Origin of the sequence: Pseudoalteromonas sp. SM9913 (assembly GCF_000184065.1) — a bacterium.
Lineage (GTDB): Bacteria > Pseudomonadota > Gammaproteobacteria > Enterobacterales > Alteromonadaceae > Pseudoalteromonas > Pseudoalteromonas tetraodonis.
This window is the reverse complement of record NC_014803.1, coordinates 3,239,538-3,254,776: the sequence shown is the minus strand read 5'-3', so window position 1 is coordinate 3,254,776 and position 15,239 is coordinate 3,239,538. Positions and strand designations below refer to the sequence as shown.

11 protein-coding genes are annotated in these 15,239 nt (G+C 41.2%); 6 read left to right on the top strand and 5 right to left on the bottom strand.

Annotation, left to right across the window (positions count from 1 at the left end; genetic code table 11):
* Positions 1-166: 166 nt before the first annotated feature.
* On the top strand, positions 167-742 hold the full coding sequence (locus PSM_RS14985; protein ID WP_013466224.1) for a hypothetical protein: 576 nt from the start codon (positions 167-169) through the stop codon (positions 740-742).
* 151 nt (positions 743-893) lie between these two features.
* Entirely contained in the window at positions 894-2,966 is a 2,073-nt protein-coding gene (locus PSM_RS14980) for a S9 family peptidase (protein WP_013466223.1), read from the top strand.
* Between the two features lie 64 nt (positions 2,967-3,030).
* Here the strand turns inward: PSM_RS14980 and PSM_RS14975 are convergent, their stop codons facing one another.
* Complete coding sequence (locus tag PSM_RS14975; RefSeq protein WP_008112861.1) at positions 3,031-3,504, bottom strand: Dps family protein; 474 nt, start codon at positions 3,502-3,504, stop codon at positions 3,031-3,033.
* Between the two features lie 399 nt (positions 3,505-3,903).
* Between PSM_RS14975 and PSM_RS14970 the strand changes: the two genes are divergently transcribed.
* Positions 3,904-4,113, top strand: a complete 210-nt coding sequence (locus PSM_RS14970; RefSeq protein WP_008112863.1) for a hypothetical protein — start codon at positions 3,904-3,906, stop codon at positions 4,111-4,113.
* On the opposite strand, the gene PSM_RS14965 is transcribed toward PSM_RS14970, so the two are convergent.
* A complete protein-coding gene (locus PSM_RS14965) occupies positions 4,110-4,715 on the bottom strand; it encodes a PGAP1-like alpha/beta domain-containing protein (RefSeq protein WP_013466221.1) in 606 nt (201 codons plus the stop codon). The genes PSM_RS14970 and PSM_RS14965 overlap by 4 nt on opposite strands.
* A 184-nt stretch (positions 4,716-4,899) precedes the next feature.
* Positions 4,900-5,436 (bottom strand): YaeQ family protein, encoded by a 537-nt coding sequence (locus tag PSM_RS14960; protein ID WP_013466220.1) that lies wholly within the window; start codon positions 5,434-5,436, stop codon positions 4,900-4,902.
* 91 nt (positions 5,437-5,527) lie between these two features.
* Between PSM_RS14960 and ylqF the strand changes: the two genes are divergently transcribed.
* Positions 5,528-6,472 (top strand): ribosome biogenesis GTPase YlqF, encoded by a 945-nt coding sequence (gene ylqF, locus PSM_RS14955; protein ID WP_013466219.1) that lies wholly within the window; start codon positions 5,528-5,530, stop codon positions 6,470-6,472.
* A 423-nt stretch (positions 6,473-6,895) separates the two neighbouring features.
* Positions 6,896-10,345, top strand: coding sequence for a PAS domain-containing hybrid sensor histidine kinase/response regulator (locus PSM_RS14950; protein ID WP_013466218.1), 3,450 nt, complete (start codon positions 6,896-6,898; stop codon positions 10,343-10,345).
* A 14-nt stretch (positions 10,346-10,359) separates the two neighbouring features.
* Here PSM_RS14950 and PSM_RS14945 read toward each other — a convergent pair whose 3' ends face one another.
* Together PSM_RS14945 and PSM_RS14940 are read right to left on the bottom strand one after the other, a co-directional pair.
* Positions 10,360-11,022: a response regulator transcription factor gene (locus PSM_RS14945; protein WP_010392247.1), complete on the bottom strand. Its 663-nt coding sequence runs from the start codon at positions 11,020-11,022 to the stop codon at positions 10,360-10,362.
* Between the two features lie 366 nt (positions 11,023-11,388).
* Entirely contained in the window at positions 11,389-13,677 is a 2,289-nt protein-coding gene (locus PSM_RS14940; RefSeq protein ID WP_013466217.1) for a TonB-dependent receptor, read from the bottom strand.
* A gap of 256 nt (positions 13,678-13,933) precedes the next feature.
* Between PSM_RS14940 and PSM_RS14935 the strand changes: the two genes are divergently transcribed.
* Complete coding sequence (locus PSM_RS14935) at positions 13,934-15,235, top strand: GntP family permease (RefSeq protein ID WP_013466216.1); 1,302 nt, start codon at positions 13,934-13,936, stop codon at positions 15,233-15,235.
* Positions 15,236-15,239 lie beyond the last annotated feature (4 nt).

Here is a 15,239-nt window from a genome sequence, read left to right as displayed (position 1 = left end):
TTCTTTTGTTTGATTATTGCAACATTGCGAATTACAATCAGTCGGTATTGGTATTACACAATGGTTTTTAACCTAATACTTTAGTTAACGCATATTAGCTCATGAGCTAGTTTGCCTGTTGAAAGCCATATGTTATGGGCGACGTTTGACTCTTTAAGGTTTTGCAGTGTTTATACATTCATCATTAACATGTGGAGAATGGTTAACTATTGGTTGTCTTGGGCTCGATCAGTATAGCCAGCTCTTTGTTGGTGATACGGTTAGTGTGAGCTTTTACGATGAGCATGGCGAATTAACTCAGCTAGCGTTTGATTATGAAATACTCTCTCCAGAGCAGGGCGAACCGCATGCTTGGAGTTTGCTGGTGGTTGAGCATATTAATATGCATATTCCGCTTGTGTGCGCTGGCAGAATGACAGAGCAAGGATTGGTGGTTGCGTACCGACATAACAAAATATTTGCACTTGAAAGCAGTGGTATTTGTAGCGCGGTGGTTCACTTTAATCGCGCTGAAAAAAATAAAAAATTAATCACAGTCAATAGCCTTGGATACGACGCGGTTTATCCTCAAAATGGCGATATGTACAGTGCGGGCACAAAAGTATTACAGCCAAAAACAGGGCATATATACCAGTGTAAGGCATGGCCATTTAGTGAGTTTTGCCGTGTGAATGAGAATAGCGCTATGTTTGAGCCAGGCGTTGGTGAAAGCTGGGCGATGGCTTGGCAGCAAATACAGTAAATCAACTTCCCTTAGGTATAACGACAACAATAAAAATTCTCGTAGTTTTTAGTTATCGAATTTATACCGCTTTAGCCCACTCAACTATGAGTGGGCTTTTTTATTTTTATGATAAACTGACCGCCATTGTTATTTTTTAAGCGGTTTTTTTGTGTCTTCTTCTGATTATTCTTTAAGCTTATTACCTAATTTCCCTGTTGCTAAAAAGCAAGCTCATGCGCTGACTACTCATGCTAAAACACGCAGTGATGATTATTATTGGATGCGCGATGATGAGCGACAAAATGCCGATATACTCGCACATTTAGCGCAAGAAAATGCCTATTGTGATGCACAATTAGCTGCCATTAAGCCACTACAAAATACATTATTTGAGGAGCTTAAAGGTCGTATTGTAAAAGACGATAACACTGTACCGGTAAAAGACGGCCAGTATTGGTATCACTCAGAGGTTCGCGGAGATGATGAATATGCGCGTCATTATCGCAGCCGCAGTATGGCAATGGCTGATAAAGAACTACTACTTGATGTTAATGAACTTGCCAATGGCTATGAATTTTATGAGTTAGGGGAAGTGGCACTGAGCCCCAACGAGCAATTAATGGCTTACTCTGAAGATACCGATGGCAGACGGATATACACAGTACGGTTTAAAGATTTAAGCAGCAATAAAATGCTCGACGATATACTTGAGATTACCGAGGGGCAAGTGGTTTGGGCGAACGACAATAAAACCGTATTTTATGTAAAAAAGGATTTAAAAACCTTATTAGGTTATCAAGTTTTTAGACATGAACTAGGGACTGAGCAACACCAAGATGTGCTGGTATACGAAGAGCAAGACAGCAGCTTTTTTATGGGCTTAGGTAAAAGTCGTGATGAAAGCTTAATTATTATTGATTTAGCGAGCACAGAAACTAACGACATGTGGGTGCTTGATGCCAATCAACCTAAAGGTGAGTTTACCGCTTTAATGCCGCGCGAAGAGGGGCATGAATTTGATATCGATAAGCTTGGTGGTACTTTTTATATAGTGACTAACTGGCAGGCCAAAAACTTTAGATTAATGACCGCAACAAGCGATACCATAGCGGATAAAAACCAGTGGCAAACACATACCCCTCACCGTGAAACTGTATTATTAGAAGGCGTTGAACTATTTAACGACTTTTTAGTGCTTAGCGAGCGCGAACAAGGCCAAGCACGCTTTGTTGTGGTTAATAAAAACGGCGAGCGAATGCACCTTGAGTTTGATGATCCTTGTTACTACGCCGCTATTGCGATGAACCCAGAGCCAAGTGTAACCCATGCACGCATTTACTATTCAAGCTTAACAACGCCAGGCTCGCTCTATAATGTTGATTTAACCACAGGCGAAAAAACCTTACTTAAACAACAAAAAGTACTCGGTGATTTTAACGCAGAAGACTACCAGTCAGAGCGACTTATGGTAAGCGCTCGAGATGGGGTAAAAGTGCCGGTGTCGTTGGTATATCGTAAAGATAGCTTCAAAAAAGATGGCTCAAATCCGTTGTTTCAATATGGTTATGGCGCGTATGGGATCACCATAGATCCTAGCTTTTCGAGTACGTCACTTAGCTTACTCGACCGTGGTTTTGTCTATGCGATTGCGCATGTGCGTGGTAGCGAAATGCTAGGGCGTTCATGGTACGAACATGGTAAGAAACAGCATAAACAAAATAGCTTTAATGACTTTATAGATGTAACCAAAGCGCTCACTGAGCAAGGATATGGCAACAAAAGTAAAGTGTTTGCCTCTGGTGGCAGTGCTGGGGGGTTATTAATGGGAGCTGTGGTAAATCAAGCGCCTGAGCTTTACTGTGGAGTGGGCTGCCATGTGCCATTTTTAGATGTACTCACCACAATGTTAGATGAAAGCATTCCGCTTACAACAAATGAGTATGATGAATGGGGTAACCCAAATGACCCCCATTTTTACGACATTATTGAAGCGTATTCACCGTACGACAATATTAGTGCGCAACACTACCCCAATATACTGGTGACAACCGGTTTGCACGACTCACAAGTACAGTATTGGGAACCAATGAAATGGGTGGCTAAAATGCGTGAATATAAAACCGATGATAATATTTTAGTGTTTAAAACCGACATGGATGCAGGGCATGGAGGCGCATCGGGTCGCTTTAAGAGTTTAGAGGAAAAAGCGCTAGAAATGGCCTTTTTTATCGCTTTGTCATAGCCCGTAAATGATTTTTACAAAAAAGCCTCAGTAATAACTGAGGCTTTCTATTTTTTAAAATAACTTAATCTAGGTAGGCTTTTAACATCCACACTAGTTTTTCTTGCTCTTTAATGTAGTCACTCATTAATGACGCGGTACCTTCATCATCAGCTTCAGCGGCTTGTGCAAGAATATCGCGCTGCATTTTAATTAAGCTGCTGTATCCGGCCAGTAAGTTCTCTACTGCGGTTACGCCGTCGCTGATCCCTTTTGCTTCTTTAATTTCACTTACTTCTAAGTAATCTGAAAATGCATGTAGCGGTGCACCATCAAGCGTTAAAATACGTTCTGCGATTTCATCTACTTTTAACAGTAGTAAGTTATAAATTTCTTCAAACTTTAAATGTAATTCAAAAAAGTTTCGGCCTTTAATGTTCCAGTGAAAACCACGCGCATTCATATATTGAATTTGATAGCTGCTTAAAAGCGTATTCAGTGACTTAATAATATCTTCACTTTTTGTACTGTTTAAACCAATTGCATTTACTTGCGACATACATTGCTCCTTAAATAACCGTTTTATGAATTTGTTTACACCTTGTTCAATACAGTCAGTATTACCTAAGATGGTGTATTAATAAAATCGTTTATACATATTGGTGTCATAGCTAAAAGCTATCACCTTAGCTCGACTTTTTAAATAAGTTAGCTAACGCTGTTCAATAGATATGGGTTGTGTTTATAAAAATACTACCTTGAGCAGCGAAATTGTTTATTTTGTGAGTACAAAATATGATCTAAAACAAGCTTTTGAAAGGCTCAGCACAGACTTATTTTATTTATTGATTTAGGTCAAAAAACGCGCACAAGTAAAGCGCATAATCAATATAACCCAACTTGATAGAGAGTACTTTATTAAGTTAAGGGGCTACTTGATTAGATGCGGAGAGAAATAATGGAAGCTAAAACACGTAAAGAAAATAAAGCTGAACTCATCGTTATTGGTATTGCTTTGGTCGCGTTTGTTGTTGGATTAGTTGCGCACTTAGCGGGTGCGAGTTTTGCAAACTCTGATACCTTTGGTTATATCGCTGCACCCATGCCGCTGGTGTTAGGTATTATATTTTTGATCAGCTATAAAGTGGCCGCTGCAGCTGAGGATTAAATGTCCTCGTTCAAGCGCTCAAGAATATAATTAACGACTTGGCGAGAGTAAATCATACTTGTATGGCTTAAATGAAACACCTTGTGTTCAGCCATACCCTTTAGCTTGGTTTCATCTAGCAATACAGTGCCATCAGAGCGGCTGCCTTTTACAATGAGTGGCATTAAGCCAATCGGTAAGTCGCCGGCAATGCTATATAGCTTGGCTTTAAAAGGCCAATCACCATTCTTAGAGAGTAAAAACTCAACGCTATTTTTTAATAATAGCTCGAACCCTTTTTGCTGCATTTTTTCAGCAATATGGCTGCCAGTATGTGGCGTTCCTAAGGTGATTACCTTTTCAACATGATGACTTGGCGCTGAGTTTGCCTCTAAATAGGCGCGAGCAACTAAGCCCCCCATAGAGTGACACACTAAAGCAGAAGGCTCATTGCTAATAAACTCATCTATTTGCGTAAAAATAGCATCTCGATTAGGGTCTCGAGTATTGTAGGTTAAGTTTAAAACTTTAACCCCCGACTCTTCTAGACGCGAACATAACGGGCGCATCACCAAGCCAGACATATATAAGCCATGTAAAACAATAACGTGTTTAACCTTCATACGCCCCCTAATACCAATTTTATTAAAAACATGATCATTCTAGCGTATTAAATAATCCGCTACCTACGTTAAAAATTATTTATATAGAACAACTATATGTCACAATTTTCGCCTTGTTACCGACTTATTTACTTGTCGCTATAATAGATAACTAATTTAATGCAATTGGTATAACCTATTCTAGTTACATTAATTGCTGAGGTTTTATCTCAATGTTAGTGGTGTCGGTATTAACCCAAACTTCACCATCTTGAATGGTAATAGCCAATTTAATATTACGATCAACCAACGCAGCTAATAACTGAGTAGCAGCATAATCAAGGCTAAAAATGCTTAAGTTTTTAAACTCGTACAATTTAGGCTGATGCTTTTGCCACCAAATAGCTTGGTTATTCTCGCCATAGGTATATAAAACTACTTTTTTAGCTTTATTACAGGCTTTTTTAAGGCGCTTTTCATCTGGTAACCCCAGCTCAATCCACAGCTCTATTTCTTCACTGTAATTGACATGCCAAAGCTCCGGCTCATCATCAGCGCTTAACCCTTTGGTAAACTCTAAACCATCACAGCTATTAAGTGCAAAAGCGAGTAAGCGGATCATCAACCGCTGATCTGTTTCTGATGGGTGTTGTGCCAAGGTCAGGTTAAAGTCTTGGTATACGTGACGGTCCATATCGCTAAGCGATAACTGCGCCTTCATGATGGTAGATTTGAGAGCCATAGTGTCTTATATGAAAAAATTTGCGTCAGTATAGCGCAATTAAATGAATTGCCAGTTAAAATAGCTACAAATTATACGTTAGGAGTTAAAAATGGCTATCCAGTGGTTCCCTGGGCACATGAATAAAGCCCGAAATGAAATTAAAGAAATAATGCCACAAATGGATGTGATCATTGAAGTGCTAGATGCGCGCATTCCTTACAGTAGCGAAAACCCGATGGTGGCTACCCTGCGTGAAGGTAAGCCGGTCATCAAAATTCTCAATAAAGCCGATTTAGCTGATCCTAAAATGACGCAAACCTGGAAAGACTATTTTGAGCAAGAAAATGGCGTAAAAGCCATTGCATTTGGTAACGATAAAGCCGCAGAAGTGCATCGAATTAATGAGCTATGTAAAAAGTTAGTGCCACATAAAGTCGGTGCCGATAAGCAAATTAAAGCCATGATCATGGGTATTCCTAACGTAGGTAAATCAACACTCATTAATGTGCTTGCTGGGCGTATAGTAGCTAAAACGGGTAACGAGCCTGCAGTTACTAAGGCGCAGCAACGTATTAAACTTGATGATGGCATTATGCTTTACGATACGCCAGGGATGCTGTGGCCAAAAGTAGAGAACGAAAACTCAGGTTATCGTTTAGGCGCAACCGGTGCGATACGTGATACCGCTATTGAGTACGAAGAAGTGGCAAGTTACACCGCTGAGTATTTATTGCATGCTTATCCTGAGCTTTTAAAAGCGCGCTATAAATTAGATGAACTGCCAGAAAGCGATTGGGAGTTTGTTGAAATGGCGGGTAAAAAGCGCGGCTGTATTCGCGGTGGTAACCAAATCGATACGTATAAAATGTCGGAAATTCTAATTAATGAATTACGAGATGGCATTATTGGTCGTATTACCATGGAAACACCTGCTATGCGTGAAGAAGAAGAAATAATGGTGGCTGAATTGCGCGCGGCAGCAGAGGCGAAAAAGCAAGCCAAAGAAGAAGAGAAAAAACAACGCCGAGCACGTGCACGAAAAAACCGTCGTTAATTTATAAAAGCGCAGGTTAAGGCCTTACGCACTAAATTACAGACATAAAAAAAAGCCCGTAAGGGCTTTTTTAGTTTCATATCTACCGTCACCGATATGAGCAATGTAGCAAGTAAATGAGTAGGGCGGAAACAGGTCATAAACAGCAAGGGGCGTTGTGGTTTATAACAGGTTTCCATAGCTGTTAACGTGCGCCACACGTTGTTTCAGGGTCGAGAAACAAATGAACTTTTCCGTCACAAGAAGTATGCTTCTTGTTGATAGTGATTATCAATTAGATTTAAATAACTGTCAACACCTAAATGCAAATAATTCTTATTTTACCTTTTTGTTCATTTATAGCACTAAAGTAAGGGCTGCTTTTTGCTACACATCCCCTTATGCTAAGTTAAGTATTATAAAAATAATAACAAGAACAAAAATATGTTTTCAATTTGGTTTATTAGCCTTATTGCTGTGGTGTATCTAGGGATATTATTTGCAGTTGCTGGCTGGGCGGATAGGCGTAAGGTACTTCCTTTCAAAGGTTTAACCTACGGGCTGTCATTGGGTGTTTATTGTACCTCATGGGCTTTTTACGGCACCACAGCACAAGCGGCTAGTAATGGCTGGTGGTTGGCACCTACCTATGCGGGCACGATTATATTATTTATTTTTGGCTGGCAGCTGTATTGTCGTATTGCGCATATTTGTCGACAGCAAAAGCTTACTTCTATGGCTGACTTTATTGCCACTCGTTATGGGCAGTCGTCGAGTTTGTCAGGGCTTATCTCACTTATTTCAGTGATAGCAATTGTACCGTATATTTCTTTACAACTTAGTGCGACCGCACAAAGTATTAATTTACTCACCGACCGAGCCCCCACTCAAAGTAACCAAGTATGGGCAGACAGTACGTTTTATATTACGTTATTGCTGGCTTTATTTGCTATTTTATTTGGCGCTCGCAGGCTTAAGCCCAGTGAGCATAACCCCGGGTTAATTGCCAGTATTGCCTTTGAATCAATTGTTAAGTTACTTGCCTTTATTGCGGTGGGCTTGTATGTGTGTTTTTCTATATTTGATAGCCCTATTGCTTTGTATGAACAGGCGCAAGCGCTAAACATACCAACACACGTTGCCGCGACTCAAAGCCCCGTTTATGTCTATGTTGCACATACCTTGTTGGGGATACTAGCAACGTTATGTTTGCCGCGCCAGTTTCATATGAGCTTTATTGAAAACAATAACAATAATGAGCTGGCAACTGCTCGCTGGTTATTTCCGTTGTATTTATTACTGATCAACTTATTTATTTTACCTATAGCTTACGCTGGGCTGGTTTATTTTAGTGATAGTAGCGTTGGTCAAGATACTTTCGTATTAGCGTTGCCAATGGCGACAGATAATAGCGGGGTAACCTTACTGGCCTTTTTAGGTGGCTTTTCAGCGGCCACAAGTATGGTGATTGTGTCGGCAATTGTGCTGTCGGTGATGATCACTAATGATTTTATTAATCAGTTTATTTTGCGTCGCTCACAGTTAACGTCAAGCAGCCGAGGATTGGATAAAAACAACTTATTGCATGCGCGTAAAATTGTAATTGTACTTATTTTATTACTCAGCTATTTCACTCATAGAGTGCTGGCAGAAACCACCACTCTTGCAACCGTTGGGCTTATGTCGTTTACCTTAGTTGCGCAATTTGCTCCTGCGATGATTATTGGTTTATGGTGGCGCCACGCATCGTGTCGTGGTGCACAGCTCGGTATTTTAAGTGGCTTTGTAATTTGGGGTTACACTTTACTGCTACCTAATTTAGCCAGTGGTTTTGGCAGCCAAAGTAGTTGGTTAATAGAAGGGCCATGGCAAGTTGCTTGGTTAGCGCCCACTAATTTACTTTCATTGAATTTAGAAAGTATTAGCCAATCATTACTGTTGTCGTTAGGGGTTAATACGTTAGTGTATTTGCTTGTACCACTATTTAGTCGTGCAACGCTTGCTGAGCGCCTGCAAAGCAATAAGTTCATATCTCAATTAAACGACTCGCGATTAAACACCACATTACAGCCACTCAATTATGAAGATTTAGGGGCATTACTACAGCGTTTTGCTGAAAAAGACGCGAGCCATTCTTTAGTGCAGCAGTATTTTCCGCATGACAAAAGCCAGTGGAAACGGATTGCTAATGTTGAGCTTGAGTTATTAGTTGAGCGTGAAATGTCAGCGGTTATTGGTGGTGCATCAGCACGGCTAATTTTAGATGTAGCGAAAAATGAGCAGCGTCAGCCTTTAGAGCAAGTTGCTGAGTTTGTAGATGAAGCTAGCCAAGTGCTTAAATTTAATCGTGATTTACTGCAATCTACCATTGAAAACATTCAACAAGGGATTAGCGTAGTAGATAGTGAGTTGCGTTTGGTCGCTTGGAATCAGGGCTATAAGCACATGTTTAATTACCCCGATAGTGCTTTGTATATAGGCCGACCCGTTGCCGATATTATTCGCTTTAACGCTGAGCGAGGCTTATTTCGTGGTGAGGATATTAATACAGAAGTCGATAAGCGTTTAGCTTATTTAAAACAAGGCAGTGCGTATAAATATCAACGCGCACATAGTGATGGCCGAGTATTTGAAATGCAAGGAAATCCCTTGCCTGGTGGCGGGTTTGTAACGACCTACACCGACATAAGTGAGTTTGTAAAACAACAAAAAGCACTCACCGAAGCGAATGTTAGTCTTGAAGAAAAAGTGGCTACGCGCACTGCCGCATTAACACAGGCTAACCAAGCGCTTTCTAAAGCTAAGCAAGTAGCAGAGCAGGCAACAGTAAGTAAAACGCGTTTTTTTGCCGCGGCGAGTCACGATTTATTGCAGCCATTTAATGCCGCAAGTTTATTTTGTTCGCTAATGAACGAAAAAGCCCAAGATACTGAGCTTAAAGATCTAGCTATGAATATTAAAAATTCCTTAGCAAGTGCAGAAGAGCTACTTTCGAGTATTTTAGAGTTAACTAAACTCGATTCAGGTTCGTTTAAAGTACAGTTAACGGAATTTAATGTGAGTAGTTTAATAGAGCCACTGCGTAATGATTATTTAGCACTAGCTCAAGAAAAAGGCCTCGGTTTTATCGTTGAGTCGTGCGATGCGCGAATTTATACCGACAAAGCATTACTTAAGCGTGTACTAAGAAACTTACTTAGTAATGCTATACGCTACACAGAGTATGGTGAAGTACGTTTAAAAGTTTTACTTGATGAACATCATGTATCGTTTGTGATTGAAGATACAGGCATAGGCATTGCTACCAGTGATCAGCAGAGTATTTATCAAGAATTTAAGCAGCTGGGCGATAAACCTAATGCCGAGGGATTAGGATTGGGGCTTTCTATCACCAAACGTATTTGTGATTTATTAAATATTCCTTTGGTAATGGGCTCTCAGCTTAATAAAGGCACTCAATTTACTTTAACCATGCCATGCAAACCTAATTTAAAAACACCAGCCACTGCGCATGTACCTGCCAATTCAGAAACTGAATTGGGTCGTTTATGTATTTGGCTTGTGGATAACGATCGTAATGTACTTGAAGCGCTAAAACAGTTGCTAGAAAACTGGGGCTGTGAAATTGCCACCGCCACTAACTTAATTGAACTTGAGCAACTCAAAGCAGAAAATACACTACCACAACTACTTATTGTTGATTATCAATTGGATGATGGTGTAACGGGGCTTGAGGTGATTGAGCAAGCAGGATTAATGACGTTGCCTGCCATTGTTAATACTGCAAACCACGATGAGCAAATACGCGAGCGCGTACTCGATGCAGGTTATCCTTTATTGTACAAACCACTTAAAGCACCGGCATTAAAAAGAATGATAAAACGACTGACTTAGAGATGTACACTATATTAGCTCGCCTCTAACTTACCAACTTGAGATAGCTGATTAAACAAAATGCCTGCTTGGGTACGGTTATACACATTCAGCTTTCGCAAAATGGCCGATACATGTTGTTTTATGGTGGTTTCTTGAATCGACATTTCAAAGGCAATTTGTTTGTTCAAGAGCCCGTCGGCTATCATCGCGAGTACACGGTATTGCTGTGGAGTGAGTTTTTCTAGGTTGCGGGCAAAATTGCTCTGTTCGTCATTAACAACCACATCAGTTAAGTCAATATCTGTTGGCAACCAAGAGTCTCCATTGAGTACATGTTCAATGGCTTCACTGATCACATCAAGGGATGATGACTTTGGAATATAGCCTGCAGCACCTAAGCTCATGGCTTGTTTTATGATAGTGGGGGTTTCGTTAGCCGATACCATAATAATTAATATATCAGGGTATTGATTTCTTAGTTGCGAGAGCGCTTGTAAACCATTGGCGCCAGGAATTGTTAAATCTAAAAATATCAGCTCTATCTCGGGGTGTGATTTTAATAAGCTAAACAAACCGTCGATATCGCTGGTTTCTTTTATATATTGTTCTGGTACTGAAGTCGCTGCTGCTTGACGTAGCGCACTTCTGAATAAAGGGTGGTCATCAGCAATTATGGTATTCACAGCACAAGCCATTTCAAATAGTCTCCAATGCATTAAGTTATATGTGATTTTGCGATGTGAAACAAGGTTTGTCTGTGGGGATATACAGACAAACCCTAGGGTCTGTTCACCTTTCAAGATTGAATTTGCAGCAGTCTGTTTGATATTTAGGCAAGGTAGAGCCTATGTCATGTGGTTATTCCACATAAATAGGCGATAACGCAGCATCAATGCCAAACAGGCGCTGCCCTTCGGGTTCTTCCGAGGGGCGATTTACTCTTTGTTGCTCGGTTTTTACTTAGCCCACTAGGTTACAAACCTCGCGCCGCGATTAAAATAGCCCCTAGTTTGAACAAATTTCAATCCGCAAAGGTCAACAGGCCCTAGTGATATTAAATTTTAAAAACGATAGCCCACAGTGAGTGATATTGTGCGGGGGTCACCGTAATAACCAATTAAGGTATTATCGCCACCAAGACCCGGTGTGTATTTGCTGGTATCAGTTGGATCTGATGGGTCAGGAGCCACGAACTGATAACCACCAATCATGTATTCTTCATCGGTTAGATTTTTACCATAAATACCCGCAGTCCAATGGCCATCTGCGCTATACCAAGTAACACCAATATTTAATAATCCGTAGGCGTCTTGTGTTAAGAGGCTATCTTCTTCGAACAGTGCGTAATCACCTCGGTGATAGTAATTACCGTTTATAACGAAGTCGCCCATTTCTGTGTATAAACGATAGGTAGCACCTAAGTTGAAAGTTAGATCTGGGGTGTTTGAAACACTAAAACGGTCTGATTTATCAAATGTTTCACCGGTATCAGGATTGGTATCAATTACATTTTCAAAACTACTGTCGATGTAACCTATTGACGCGTCGAAAGTTAGTGCATCGTTTGCAACATAGCTAAGTTCTAATTCAACGCCATCAGACTTAGACTCGCCAATATTACCTAAGCGCTGGTTTAAATCGGCGGCGCTGTCACCGGGTAATACCGATATGTACTGACGGTCTTTATGATCAAGTGTGAATACAGTTAAATTTGCGCGTAAATTATCATTCCATTCGCTTTTCATGCCTAACTCAATAGAGTCAACCACTTCGGGCCTTGCTGCAGGTTCTGCTGTTGTAGCTCGTGGATTAAATGTCCCTGACTTAAACCCTTGCGAGTAACTAGCAAAAAACATGATGTCGTTATTATATTGATATTCAACACCCGCACGAGGTGTAAAGCGTGACCAATCTTCGCTGTCATCTAGTACCGTAGGCACGAGTTGTCCTTCTGGGCGAACATAACCCGGGATCCAACCTGATTCAGGGTAAACAATGTCAAAAATAAGACCATTATTTACAACCGCTTCTTTGCTGTCTTTGGTATAGCGCGCGCCAAGTGTCATTGACCATTTTTCATCAAAGTCATAACTACCTTGAATATAGGCTGCTTTACTGGTGGAATTGCTGCAACCGCTTACTTCACGCGTAAGCCCAGGGGCACCTAAACCTTGACCAAGCACACCTAATATTGCTTCAAACTGGCCACACGATTCGCCATCATAGTAATAAAGCCCTGAGACCATTTTATAGTTATCGCCACTGTGATTTAGCTGCAACTCATGCGTGGTTTGTTCATCGTCATAAATGGCTGGAACATCAAAAATAGGTAAAGAGGTATTATCAAAGTCGATGTTAGTTGGTGAATAGCTCTCTCTTGTTGCTGCAACGTATTTAATACTCGTGTTTGCACTCATATCCCAACGAGCAGTTAAGCTCATACCTTCAAGCTCTACTTTGTTCCATGTAGGTAAACTAGTATAAGAGTCATACACGCTATCGGGTACAGGCGCATTCGTTAACAAGCTTGGAAGTAAGCGATACCCGCCTTTTGCGTTGGAGTCATCATCAGTTTTATCCCACGCAAAACGAAAGAATAAGTCATCGGTAGGGGTGTACTCTAACGTAACCCGTGCTGCGGTAACATCTTTGTTATAGTTTTCGCGGTCTTGATTATCAAGCGCTGACGTTAAAAATTCACCATAGCCATCACGGTTCAATGTGGCAAAACCAAAACCAACATAGAGTTTTTCGTCAATAAGCGGGAGCTGCCCAGTGACTTTTAAATCTTTTTGGCTGTAGCTGCCTACGGTGCCTTGAATATTTAGCGTTGCATCTCCGCTCATTTCTTTGGTGACATACTTTACTGCACCACCAATAGTGTTTTTGCCATATAGCGTACCTTGTGGGCCACGTAACACCTCAATTTGTTGTACATCAAGTAAGTCGAGCACGGCACCTTGCGGGCGGGCGATGTATACATCATCAATGTAAATACCTACGCCAGGTTCATAGCCCCAAAGCGGGTCTTGCTGACCTACACCGCGAATAAACGCAGTGATGGTAGAGTTAGTGCCTCGGCTTGATTGTAGCGTAGTGTTGGGTGAAAACTGCTGTACTTCAGTCATTACGCTGATGCCGTTTTCTGCTAATTCTTGTGCGCCAATTGAGGTTACGGCAACCGGAACTTCTTGTAAGTTTTCAACGGTTTTGCGAGCGGTTACTTCTATTCGCTCTAACTCTGCTTTTTTTACTTTAGGCGCTTGTTCAGCTGCCACACTTGTTGCACTTAATAAGGCGAGTGAAACAGCGAGTGTAACGGGTGTGATATTTTGTTTGAGCTTTATCATGGTGTGTTCCTGTTGTTATTAGTTGATTATTTGTTTGCTCATGTCACCTGCACTTAATGTAGAAGATAGTGTTAAAAAATGAATTAGTACCATAGTGCTATAAAAGCTTAACACCTTGACTTATATGATTTTTGTGTGAGTTTTATAACGTATAGTACCTTAGTGCTATGTCTTTATTTGCGCTGAGCGATAAAACTAACAACAGTTACTGCGATGTCACCTCATCTGGGTAATAACAATAATTATAGGAATGTCTATGCTGAGCATGATAGGGCTGTTAGGCGGTTTAATACTGCTAATAATTTTAACTTTGCGCGGGGTCAATTTATTTATTGCCGCGCCAATATGTGCATTGTTGGTGGCACTAACAAGCGGGATGGCTATATTCCCGGTGACTGCCGACAGTAATTTTATTAACGCGTACATGGATGGCTTTGCTGGATTTTTAAGTGCATGGTTTTTTATGTTTTTACTGGGCTCGTTGTTCGGTAAGTTTATGGAAGATACTGGTGCAGCAGATAGTGTAGCCAGTTACATTGTTGGCAAGTTAGGTATGAAGCATGCGGTGCTGGCGGTGGTGATTGCTTGTGCCGTGCTGACTTATGGCGGAGTCAGTGTATTTATTGTGGCGTTTTCGGTTTACCCGATGGCGCTCAGTTTATTTAAAGATGCCGATTTGCCGCGGCGCTTTATACCCGCAACATTAGCGTTTGGCTCAGTGACATTCACTATGACCTCTGCGGGCTCGCCTGAAATTCAAAATTGGATACCCGTAAAGCATTTAGGTACCTCACCCTATGCGGCATGGGAAGTAAGCTTAGTAGTGGCCATTTTTATGGCAACAGTCGGTTACTTTTGGCTAAATAAAATGATTAAAAAGGCGGTTGCCAAAGGTGAGCGTTTTGCTGCTAGAGAAGACGACCCAATTATTTTAGAGCGTGAACGCCCTCATCCAATCACCGGCGTAATTCCTTTGCTGGTGGTGCTACTCTTATCATTTATGTTGCATGATGTTTTACAACAAACCGCACTAATTGTGGCGTTGCTTGGTGGTGTTTTAAGTATTGTGGTCATCAATTATAAGTATTTTCATAACATGGCAAATGCCATCAATATGGGGACCACTGGCGCCTTAGTTGCTATAGGTAACACTGCTGCTGTAGTAGGGTTTGGCGCAGTGGCTAAAGTATCACCGGCGTTTATAGCTGCTGTTGATGCTATGACTCATATGCCAGGTAATGAGTTGGTGGGGGCTGCTGTTGCCGTGAGCGTAATAGCCGGATTAACGGGTTCAGCATCCGGCGGGCAAGCGATTGCACTACCGCTTGTGGCTCCTGGATATTTGGATATGGGGGTTAATCCAGAGCAATTACACAGAGTGGTTGCTATTAGTTCTGGTGCATTAGACAGCCTGCCACATAATGGTTACGTGGTCACAACTATACGTGCCATTTGTAAAGAAACACATCAACGCGCTTATTGGCCATTAGCCGCATTGACGGTGGTTATCCCATTGGTTGGGGTGGCTCTTGCGCTGAGCTTATTCATCACTTTTTAAGGAA